This window comes from Exiguobacterium artemiae (genome assembly GCF_033342815.1).
GTDB classification, from domain to species: Bacteria; Bacillota; Bacilli; order Exiguobacteriales; family Exiguobacteriaceae; genus Exiguobacterium_A; species Exiguobacterium_A artemiae_A.
Map to the genome: position 1 here is coordinate 69,768 of NZ_JAWPEN010000016.1, position 10,976 is coordinate 80,743.

At 45.5% G+C, this 10,976-nt stretch carries 12 protein-coding genes; 2 read left to right on the forward strand and 10 right to left on the reverse strand.

The features are described 5' to 3' along the window. Positions 1-12: 12 nt before the first annotated feature. The 3 genes from R7V76_RS13680 to R7V76_RS13690 all read right to left on the reverse strand — a co-directional run bounded on the left by R7V76_RS13680 (position 13) and on the right by R7V76_RS13690 (position 1,813). A complete protein-coding gene (locus tag R7V76_RS13680; protein ID WP_119922466.1) occupies positions 13-639 on the reverse strand; it encodes an HAD family hydrolase in 627 nt (208 codons plus the stop codon). 12 nt (positions 640-651) lie between these two features. Next, positions 652-1,236 carry a DedA family protein gene (locus R7V76_RS13685; RefSeq protein ID WP_318093202.1) on the reverse strand — a complete coding sequence of 195 codons (585 nt, stop codon included), beginning with the start codon at positions 1,234-1,236 and terminating at the stop codon, positions 652-654. Positions 1,237-1,378: 142 nt separating this feature from the next. Then, positions 1,379-1,813: a YkvA family protein gene (locus R7V76_RS13690; RefSeq protein WP_318093203.1), complete on the reverse strand. Its 435-nt coding sequence runs from the start codon at positions 1,811-1,813 to the stop codon at positions 1,379-1,381. A 177-nt stretch (positions 1,814-1,990) separates the two neighbouring features. Between R7V76_RS13690 and R7V76_RS13695 the strand changes: the two genes are divergently transcribed. Both R7V76_RS13695 and R7V76_RS13700 read left to right on the forward strand, forming a co-directional pair. Further along, on the forward strand, positions 1,991-2,740 hold the full coding sequence (locus R7V76_RS13695; protein ID WP_318093205.1) for an SDR family NAD(P)-dependent oxidoreductase: 750 nt from the start codon (positions 1,991-1,993) through the stop codon (positions 2,738-2,740). A gap of 336 nt (positions 2,741-3,076) precedes the next feature. After that, the gene (locus R7V76_RS13700) at positions 3,077-4,318 is read left to right on the forward strand and encodes a murein hydrolase activator EnvC family protein (RefSeq protein ID WP_318093207.1); all 1,242 of its coding nucleotides are present in this window, start codon (positions 3,077-3,079) and stop codon (positions 4,316-4,318) included. 64 nt (positions 4,319-4,382) lie between these two features. On the opposite strand, the gene R7V76_RS13705 is transcribed toward R7V76_RS13700, so the two are convergent. The 7 genes from R7V76_RS13705 to R7V76_RS13735 form a co-directional block, all read right to left on the reverse strand. Next, the gene (locus R7V76_RS13705; RefSeq protein ID WP_318093209.1) at positions 4,383-6,032 is read right to left on the reverse strand and encodes a methyl-accepting chemotaxis protein; all 1,650 of its coding nucleotides are present in this window, start codon (positions 6,030-6,032) and stop codon (positions 4,383-4,385) included. Beyond that, entirely contained in the window at positions 6,029-6,982 is a 954-nt protein-coding gene (locus tag R7V76_RS13710) for a BMP family lipoprotein (RefSeq protein WP_318093211.1), read from the reverse strand. Before R7V76_RS13710 ends, R7V76_RS13705 begins: the two co-directional genes overlap by 4 nt. A gap of 179 nt (positions 6,983-7,161) precedes the next feature. Then, a complete protein-coding gene (gene deoC / locus R7V76_RS13715; RefSeq protein WP_012369694.1) occupies positions 7,162-7,827 on the reverse strand; it encodes a deoxyribose-phosphate aldolase in 666 nt (221 codons plus the stop codon). A gap of 76 nt (positions 7,828-7,903) precedes the next feature. Next, positions 7,904-8,788: an EamA family transporter RarD gene (gene rarD / locus R7V76_RS13720; protein WP_214848184.1), complete on the reverse strand. Its 885-nt coding sequence runs from the start codon at positions 8,786-8,788 to the stop codon at positions 7,904-7,906. A gap of 22 nt (positions 8,789-8,810) precedes the next feature. Continuing rightward, complete coding sequence (rarD, locus tag R7V76_RS13725; RefSeq protein ID WP_214848182.1) at positions 8,811-9,686, reverse strand: EamA family transporter RarD; 876 nt, start codon at positions 9,684-9,686, stop codon at positions 8,811-8,813. Positions 9,687-9,746: 60 nt separating this feature from the next. Continuing rightward, positions 9,747-10,442: a 23S rRNA pseudouridine(2604) synthase RluF gene (gene rluF / locus R7V76_RS13730; RefSeq protein WP_318093216.1), complete on the reverse strand. Its 696-nt coding sequence runs from the start codon at positions 10,440-10,442 to the stop codon at positions 9,747-9,749. 151 nt (positions 10,443-10,593) lie between these two features. Then, on the reverse strand, positions 10,594-10,976 hold a 383-nt coding region (locus R7V76_RS13735; protein WP_318093218.1), incomplete at its 5' end, for an IS3 family transposase.

Consider the following 10,976-nt stretch of genomic DNA (forward strand, 5'->3'; position numbering starts at 1 on the left):
TTGCTCATTCCGTTATACAAACTTCAACAAATCAAGCGGTGTCTCCAGCTGATGATCAGCCGTCTTCCATTCTTGTTCTGTTCCAAAACCGAAGCAACAAATCGCTACCGGCATATTTTGTAGTCTGGCCGCCTCAACGTCCGACGAACGGTCGCCGACCATCAGATAGTCGACCTCGCCAAACTCTTCACGATGTGCGGCTAAAATGTCTGCTTTTTGTTTCCCGTTCACCGACTCCAAACATTTTGGACTTGTAAAATAAGATCGAATGTTTTGGCTGTCGAGAACAAGATTTAAATAATGTACCCCGCAATTGCTTGCTGTTGATACGATATGTCCCTGATTCGTCAATTGTTCCAATAATTCTCGAATGCCATCAAACAGAACATCTTGATTCTGCATCGTTTGCTCCAAGTGATGATGACGTTTTCTGCGAATCTCTTTAATGTCGTTTTCAGAAGCATCCGGGATTGCTTTTCTCCAAAAAGCATTACCCGCCAAACCATAACTCGACTGGACACTTGCTTTGGATGGTTTGACCAGATGCGGCATATCTTCCATCGCAAGATGAATTGCCTCTGTCATCTGATCGGTCGAGTCGATCAATGTACCGTCAATATCAAATAAAATCACTGCCATGTGAACACTCCTCTATTTTTTAGATATACCTTGTTTTTTCATGAGCGTTTTTTTTCGGAAATACAGATAACCTGCACCAAATACGATGAGACCGATTATCCAGGGAAGGTAATGGTGGAATTCAGGATGCCGCCCCATCATGCCATGTCCAAGTTTCTTTCCGCCCCAGATAAAAAAAGCGGACCACATAAAAAAAGAAATCGTCGTCGCAATCGTAAAAGTGAGACGCGAGACACCGGTCAACCCTGCCCCTATCGCAAATCCCATCCGCCACATCGGTGACAGCAATAAGATGAAACGACCGCGCGTATCCATTTGACGTTGGAATCGCACCATCTTCGTTTCAGAAATACGAAACCATCTAAAAATTCGTTTTAGTAAACGGTCACTTCCGAGACGCCCGATTGTAAAGAAAATATTTTGACTGATCACAAAACTGAGAACAGCGACAATCAGCATGATGATGAGATTAAACTCTGTCGTATGTACCAGATAGCCCGCGTAAGCTAGCGGTACTTCACTCGGTAAAAACGGAAACATCAGCGTTAACATCATCCCGAAATAGCCATACGATTCAATCCACGAATGCCAAGCCATGATTTCCCCCCTTTCACTGGATTTTTTCTCTGATTTAAGTGTAACGAACTTTTCAGGTAGCGTACAGAAATCGGGTTCCGTTTCATGACGAAAAACCCTGCCGCTGATCGATTGTCAGCGGCAGGGTAAGAAAATTATCCGATTAATAGGCATCTTCACTCTGAAGCGGTTGCGTGCTTACTTTTTTTTGCTCGTCTTGCCAGTCACTGAAACGCGTCAATTCTTCGAATACCGTTTTTGTGACGAAGAGGATAATCGCGACATCATCCGCCAAACCGAATCCAAGAACAAAATCCGGGACCAGGTCAATTGGAGAGACGAGATAGATTAAAGCCCCGATGACTTTCAAAATCGTCGTCCGGCGGATGTTTCGGTACTCCCCTGATTGGTAAGAACGAATCATATCAACAAATAAACGGACCGGTGAAAAGACAACTGATAAACTGGAGTTGTTATTTATTTTATCAAGGGCTCGTCTTAGCACCGAGTTGGTTTTTTTAGGCTGATTGATATACGATTTGGCTTCGTCTGCATATTTTTCTTGTTCTGTTTCGAGCTTTTGATTTGATAACTTCATCAAAAATCCCCCATTCAACATAATAGTAGCGTCAGCTACCTTTTATCTTCCCTAATGCCAAGCTGGATAATCCTTTCTTCAGGGCGCCAGTATGTTTTAATCGATTCGTTTTCGGCTAATTGATTAAAGCAGTCTACTCAACTACAGACTCCCCATATCTCAGGAGGGATTATAACAATGAATCATATTAATCATACCGTCATTATTACAGGTGCCGCCAATGGCATTGGAGCAACGCTTGCCAAGACTTATGCCAAAGAAGGCGCCACCGTCATTCTTGCCGACATTGACCAAATGACCGGTGACGATCTTGCGGCAGAAATCGAAGCTGACGGCGGGACCGCTTACTTTTATCATCTGGATGTCCAGGATGAAAAAGATGTCAACCTGTTGATTGATAAAGCCATTGAGCATACCGGCCGGATCGATATCGTGATTAACAATGCCGGCATCATGGTGCGCAAGTCGTTACTTGAATTAGAGCTTGAGGAATGGGACCGTGTCCAACATACCAATCTGCGGAGCATCTTTTTAACGACAAAAGCCGCGGCGCCTTATCTGAAGAAAAACCCAGCAGGCGGACGGATTGTCAATCTGGCCTCCACCCGCGCGTTCATGTCCGAGCCGGATACGGAATCTTACGCGGCTACCAAAGGCGGCATTGTCGCGTTGACGCATGCTTTAGCCGTTTCTTTAGGACCCGATCGGATTTTAGTTAATGCGATTGCACCCGGTTGGATTGAAACCGGAAATTACCATGAACTTTCACCGGAAGACCACAGCCAGCATCCGTCTGGACGAGTCGGAAAACCGGAAGATGTTGCCCGGGCTGCTTTGTTTTTAACGAATCCCGATAACGACTTCTTAACGGGAGAAACGTTGGTTCTTGATGGCGGAATGACACGAAAAATGATCTACGAAGAATAAATTAAAACTAGTTTGCATATCCTGTTTCTTGATTCATTAAACCTGTACTTTTATTCCTCTTCTTCATATTACAAAAACATATCAGCTCTTTTTTAGAAGTGAATCCTTGGATTCACTTTTTTTATTGTGTCTTCTTTCCCGGATTATCAACGGTTCTCTCACTTTTTTGAAAGTGTCTAAAAAATAATTTACATAAAGAATCTCGATTACCCGATAATTTCCATATAATATTTTTAACGAAACTGTAACGGTGATTCCCGTCATTTCTTGTTAGAGTAGAACAGGTAACATTTCAGAATATGTATCTGAATTCAGGAAGGAATGATTGATTCAACTATGAAATCATCTTTAAAACAAACACTCGGTCTCTCACTGATGACGATGACCTTACTTTTCAGCCCACTTGTCCACCCCGTCGGTGCAACAAGTTCTTATAAGGAAAAACAGCAGCAAAATCAACAACAGCAGTCCAAGCAAAAGCAAGCCCTCTCGAAAAAGACCACCCAACTGTCCAAAGCACAGCAAAAAGTCTATGCGCTCGATCAACAGATTAATGGACTGACGTTGCAGGTCGTCGAAAACCAACAAAAAATTGATCAAAACCGTCAGCAGATTAAACGATTGGAACAAAAAATCGATGCCTTACGCGAAAAAATCAGCAAGCAGGAAAAAATGCTCGGAGATCGTTTAGCTGTCCGACAAGCAAAAGCAGATGACGATCCATTTCTCGAGGCTGTTTTTGGCGCTAAAGATGTCGGAGATATGATCAGCCGTTTTAATGCTTTTAATACGATTGCCGAAAGCGATGCTTCTTTATTAAAAGATTACGAACAAAACAAACATCAATTGGCACTGGCTCAAAAAGAATTAAAACAAACACGTATTGATTTGATTGAGGATCGTACTCTTCTAAAAAAGAAACAGCGTGAATTAAAAGTAGAAAAGATTAAACGAACGGCCTTACTGAATCGATTAAAATCAGAAAAACGTTCCATCGAAACTAACATCTTGAGCTTAAAAGATGCTGCCGCTCAACTGAAGGCGCAGGAAGCTGCTGCTCGTTCAGCCGCTCGAGCTGCACGATTAGCCGAAAAACAAGCAGCCGCGCAATCGGCGCAACCTGCTTCTGTTACAAAAGCAAGCACAAAAGTCCTTTCAAAAGCGACAGGCAAGTTCATCAAACCGGCTGCCGGCTCCATTTCACAAGGAATGGGCGCTGCCAGTGGAAGTAACGGATACGCGTACCATAACGGGATTGACTTTGCCGGACCACTGAACTCCCCGGTCGTTGCTTCCGCAAGCGGAACCGTCATCCTGGCAAGCTCCGGCGGGCCTTACGGTAATCACGTCTATCTCTCGCACAACATCGGTGGAAAAACGTATACGACCGTTTATGCGCATATGAATTCTCTGACCGTCAAACAAGGTCAACAGGTGAAACAGGGACAACAAATCGGTAACCTTGGCAGTACCGGAAATTCAACCGGTCCCCACCTTCACTTTGAGATTCATGACGGTGGGTATCAGTATAATGCCAAAGGCCGGACAAACGAATTGAATCCAAGTGACTTCTTCTAAGCATACTTGACGAAAACCCCCTCAACGGACTGACTCGCTGAGGGGGTTTTGCTGTTTGTTCATATTACAGTTTAAACTGGCTGGTTTGTTGATCCAGTGAAGTCGTTGTTTGTTCCAGTTCCAGCATCAGTTGATGAATTTGTTCGAATGATGCTTGCTGATCGCGCATCGACGCCGCCACTTCTTCGTTCCCGGCGGCTAATTCTTCCATCACGCCACTGACTGAGCTGACTTGATTCACGACCTGATTCGCCTGGTCTTTTGACTGAAGTAACTGTGTCGTCATGAACTGGACGGCTTCCGTTACATCCGTCACGTGACCACGGGTTTCCTCGAATGCCGATGTCACCTCAGCAAAGTTTTGAACCTGATGTGCTTGCTCCTTTTCAGATTGAAGCAATGCTTCCTGCAAAATCGCTCCGTCTGCCCGAATCGAACGAACGAGTGAAAAGATGGAACGCGTCGCTTGATGGGTTTCATCCGCTAACTTCTTCACTTCACTCGCCACGACGGCAAAACCACGTCCTGCTTCTCCTGCCCGTGCCGCTTCGATGGCCGCGTTTAATGACAGTAAATTCGTTTGCGCCGAGACACTTGAGACAAGTTGCGCCATCTGTTCGATTTGCTGCGTTTGTTGTAAGAATCCGGCTAGTTTGCGACCGAGTTCCTGATTTTGAAGTGTCGCTGCCGCCAGTGATTCCGCTTGTTCCTGCATGATGGTTGCACTTTTCCCCATCGTCGTATCCGCCAGTTGACCTTGACTCAATGCTTGTTGCGCCCGTTGTTCACTTTGCTCAAACAATGTGCTCATATCTGTAATAGTACTGACTGTCGTTTGCAAGTCATCCGAGACTGTTTGTGTCCCACTGGCCATTTCATTGATAGCATGTGTCATGTTGCCTGATACTTCGACGATATTGGCATTTTCAGCTGTCGCCTGTTCGCTCATCTGATTGATAGTCGTCGATGTCTGGCTGATCGTTCCGATGACACCATGCAATGTTCCTTGCATCTGGGCAATCGCTGACTCGAGACGACCGATTTCATCCGTCCGTCCCGAGATTTGCAGTTGTTGTGAGACATCTCCTTGCGAAATCTGTTCTGCTGTCTGAACGACTCGGCTGATCGGACGAGTGATACTTCGTGCGAAATACCAATTGTAGAGTGCTAACGCAATTAAAAGCATAAATGTCGCGATTAAAACCGAGCGCGTCAGATTCAATGTCTTATCTTTTGCTTCCTGTTGCAATACATCGTAAAATTCACCATTTTTCGTATGTAACGTATATAAATCGCTTAATACTCCTTCCACCTGGGCTGCGTGGGAGCGGATTGCAATTGGATCAAGCTCATTTAATAAAGTCGTCCGTTTCTCCGCCAAAGTCGTATATTTCATTTTGGCACGATTCAAATCCGGTTTAAACTGATCAATCAAATACGTTTTTTGTAAGGAATCAAGAGCTTTTTCATTTTTTTTACTTAAGGCAAGTGCTTGTTCTTTTTGATTTTCTGAAGGCTGACTCGCTAACCGGTTCCAGGCTGCCTGCTCATACAGTAACTTAGTCTCCAGTTCTGAAATCTCGACCAGTTGCTTTCCGTAATCCTCGTTGTAGGACTGGATTTGACGCAGTTCAAATAACGTCCAGCCCATTAAGGCGACAACACTGACAATCGTCACGAGTGTCGAAACCAAAAATCGTTGTCGTAACGTCATTGGACCTTCACCTTGCCTTCCAGTATGTCTTGTTTCAATTGTTCGAGTCGTTGTAAATCTTTTTCTGTAAAGTTGGTATTACGAATCGGCGCGAGTTGAATCGCTCCGTCTTTCACGCCTAATACGATTTGACCGGCTTGAAGACCCGGTGCTTTGACGCTGTCACCAATTTTCGTAATCGCAAGATCGACCTGCTTCAACATCGATGTCATGACGGCATCTGGAGCAATCGCCGTTTGATCACTGTCGACACCAATCGCCTTGTTTCCTTGTTCTTCTGCTGCCTCAAGAACACCACTGCCGGTCAGTCCTGCTGCCGCAAATAAGACATCCGCCTCTTTTTTCATTTGGGCATTGGCGAGATCACGTCCTTTATCCGGTGCCGCAAAGTCTTCCGCATAATCGACAAGGACACGGATATCTGGATTGACCGCTGTTGCACCGGCTCTGTATCCTTTTTCAAACTTCTCAATGAGCGGTGATTTCATACCGCCGATAAAACCAATCGTTTCACTGTCCGACTGAATCGCCGCTGCTGCTCCTGCCAGGTAACTTCCTTCATCTTCCTTAAATGTCACCGACAGGACGTTCGGCAACTCGGACACCGCATCAATCAGAGCAAATTGCTGTTTGGGATACTGCTTGGCTACCTTCTCCAAGTCCGCCTGTCCCATAAAACCAAGACCGACGACAACGGTCGGATGTTGTTTCGCCAACGTGGCAAATGCCGTTTCATATGATTTTGTTTCACTTAATTCTCTATAATCAATAAACCAGTCTTCTTTTTCACGCAGTAAAGACATACCGCTCATTGCAGCATCGCTGAACGACTGATCCCCTAATCCGACATCGGATAAGACGACTGCCATTTTCCGGCGCTCCTTTACTGCTTGTTCAGGATGATCGATGATACTGCCGCAACCAGCCAGACCGATGGTTAAGGCTAGCATGGACAAACTGAATCGTTTTGACACTTTTCCACTTCCTTCCCTTGTTCTACAATGGATTATCGGAAGGGTTGTCTGACTTCTTAACCCAAAAATCAAATTCAGAATTGTTTTAAAACAAAAAGCGTGTCCTTTTTACAACAACTGTTGTAAAAAGGACACGCTGGTTTTATCAAATTAAATTAGTAGTCGCTGTCTGAAGTTCCACCTGTAACGATGGCAATTCCGGCAGAAGCACCGATGCGTGTTGCGCCGGCATCGATCATTGCTTTTGCTCCTTCAAAATCACGAACGCCGCCTGAAGCCTTGACACCGATGTCAGGTCCGACTGTTTCGCGCATGAGACGGATGTCTTCTACCGTTGCGCCGCCTGTTGAGAAACCAGTAGACGTCTTAACGAAATCTGCACCGGCTTTGACTGATAACTCAGCAGCTGTTTTGATTTCTTCTTTAGTTAAGAGGCAGTTCTCGAAGATGACTTTGACGAGTGTGCCGTTTGCTGCTTCGACAACCGCGCGAATGTCGCGTTCAACGAGTGAAAGGTCACCGTCTTTTAATGCACCGATATTTAGGACCATATCGATTTCTGTTGCACCGTTTTTGATGGCATCTTGTGTTTCAAATGCTTTTACTTCCGGTGTGTTTGCACCGAGTGGGAAGCCGATGACTGTACATACTTTGACCGCATCGTCTGATTTCAAGAGTTCTGCCGCGAGTGCTACGTTTGTCGGGTTGACACAAACACTGGCAAATTTGTATTCGAGCGCTTCTTTACAAAGTGTTTCGATTTGAGCACGTGATGTTTCTGCTTTTAAAGCTGTATGGTCGATCATTCCTGCTAAATTCATGATTCAGTTCCTCCTTAAGGATATCCCTTAGACTCTGTTTCCATTCTATCACGCAAGAGGTCAGACTTCTATCTTTTTACGCGACTTTTCGCAGCTGTTTTTTTCGAATCAGCAAACCGTTTAATGTAAAGACGAGTGCCGCTGACCAAATGAATGTAAACGCAATCAAGTGTGTTCTCGTAAAGGGTTCGTTATACAGAAGAACACCGATCGCAAGCGACAAGGTCGGAGCAACGAATTGCAGAAAACCGACGACCGTAAACGGAATCCGTTGAGCACCAAATCCGAACAATAATAACGGAACGGCCGTGATGATACCGGTTAAGAAAAGTCCAATCATCACAAACGGAGAAGAGGTAAAGGTTTCTTGTCCACTGACTCCCATGTATCCTAAAAATAATAAAGCAATCGGTAACGGAGCCAGTGTTTCAATTGTCAGACTGACGGTTGACTCAAGCGGCCGTTGTTTTTTGACGACACCGTAAAAACCAAAGCTGAAAGCCAGGGCGAGAGAAATCCAAGGAAACTTTCCGTAACCGATCGTCAGGATCAAGACGCCGATTGTTGCGAGAAGAATCGCGAGCCACTCGATCCGCGACAGTTTTTCCCGGAAAAAGAACACCCCGAAAATAATGCTGACAATCGGATTGATGTAATACCCGAGCGATGCTTCGACGATAAAATTATGATTGACCGCCCAAATGTAGATGAACCAGTTCATGCTGATGATCAGCCCGTTCAGGAAAAACAGACGCCGGGTAAAGGGATTCTTCAGCGCACCGGTAAACTTCGGCAATGCTTTTTGAAGTGATAATAATAACAATAAAAAAATAAACGACCAGACGATCCGGTGTGCTAAAATCTCCTCACTCGAGACGGTCGCAAGTAACTTCCAGTAGATCGGCAACAGTCCCCAAATGACATAAGCGGCTAATGTCGCGAAAAAACCTGATTTATTCATGATTCATTTCCTCTTTTCTCGGTCACGATACTTTTTTCATTTTCATCCGTCCGTTCGATATCCCACTGATTGTAAATAACGCGACAGCCAGCCAAATGAACAGGAAGGCGACGAAGTGAACCGGTGTAAAGACGTCATTAAATAAAAAGACACCGAGAATCAGGGTCAAGGTCGGGGCGATATATTGTAAAATCCCGACGTAGACGAACGGAATTTTCGGCATGCCGTATCCGAACAACATCAATTGGACCGCAGTCGCTACACCAAGCATGACGATGGCAAACAGTGCTTCCGTCGGCAAGGCAATCGGATTTGCTCCGGTCAGACCAAGCGTCAGCACGGCAAACGGTAACGTCACGAGCGTCTCAAGAAACAGACCGGATAACGGTTCTGCCGCCGCCTTCTTTTTCAGAACCCCATAAAAAGCAAACGAAATGGCGAGTGAAAAGGCGATAATCGGAAACTTTCCGTATCCGAATGTCAGAATCAAAACACCTGTCACGGCACTCGCCATCGCAAAAAGTTGAGCCCGGTTCAGGCGTTCTCCGAAAAACAGCAAACCGAACAGGACACTGACGAGCGGATTAATGTAATAGCCGAGTGAAGACTCGACGAGATACCCTTCGCCGATTGCGTACAAATACAAGGTCCAGTTCCCGCCAAGGACAAGTCCTGCTGCAAGGACGGTATTGCGTTGACGTTTACTTTGCCAAAGTTGTTTGACGTGCTTAAATTTCCCGGTCAGTCGCAGTAATAACGTAACAAAAATAAAAGCACTGATGATGCGAATCGAGACGACCGTCCATGCCGGTACGTGATCCGCAAACAGTTTGTAGATCGGTAATAATCCCCCAATCACATAGGCGACGAAGGTCGCACTCATTCCCCGTTTATCCACGATTAACCCCCTTATATGTATACAAGTAAAGCCGCCATCATCATGGCGACTTTTTTCAGCTTATTGTTGATCGAGTGTCTCGAACAATGTTTTCATTTCCGACTCCGTCAAGTCACGCCATTCCCCAATCGGTAAATCACCGAGTTCGATGTTCATGATCCGGACGCGTTGCAGACGTTTGACACGGTAACCAAACTCTTTGCACATCCGGCGAATTTGCCGGTTCAAGCCTTGGGTCAAAACGATTCGGAACGTCCGCGACTCGAGCTGTTCGACGACACATTCTTTCGTCGTCGTCCCAAGAATATCGACGCCGCCCGCCATGCCTTCGATAAACGTTTCCGTAATCGGTGCGTCGACCGTCACGATGTACTCTTTATCGTGATTGTTTTCCGCCCGTAAAATCCGGTTAACGATATCTCCGTCGTTCGTCAGGATAATCAAGCCGTCCGAATCTTTGTCGAGTCGTCCAATCGGGAAAATCCGGTTCGGATGATTGACGAAATCAATGATGTTGCCTTCGATGTCACGTTCCGTCGTACACGTGATACCGACCGGTTTGTTTAAAATCAAGTACTCGAGATCCGGTTTTGCCTGAAGCGGCTGTCCGTCAATTTCGACAGCATCCGTTTTTTCGACTTGCGATCCGAGCTCGGCGACGTTGCCGTTAATCGTCACACGTCCTGCATCGATCAGCTTATCGGCTGCGCGGCGGGAACAATATCCTGTTTCACTGATGAATTTATTAATTCGCATATCCTTATCCTCTTTCTTTTGTGTAATCTTTACTCAGTGTAGCGTATCCGTTCCTTGAAAACAAAAGAATTTGTCGGACTGTAAAATAAAATCCGCCTTCCTGTAATGAACTGCTCCCCGTCAAGTGGACAGGCAAAATAATAAAAATCTTTTAAACGGCTTGAGCCCTGAATTCTAACGGGCTCAAGCCGTTTAGTCGTTCTTGGTATCGTTCTTCATTGTAGAATTGAATATATTGCTGAATCGCATGACGGAGTTCGTCGAACTCCTTAAATTTCTGTAGATAATAACTCTCACACTTCAATGCACCCCAAAATGATTCCATCGGACCATTGTCGATGCATTTACCGACACGTGACATGCTTTGAGTAATGCCTGCCGTTTTCGTCATGCGACGAAAAGCGTGCGACGTATATTGGAATCCACGATCGCTATGTAGAAGTGGTTGACTTTCTGGTGCGCCCTGTAGGGCGCGTTCAAGCGTATCGAACACGAGCTGATTATTATTCGAATGACCGATGACGAACGAGCGAA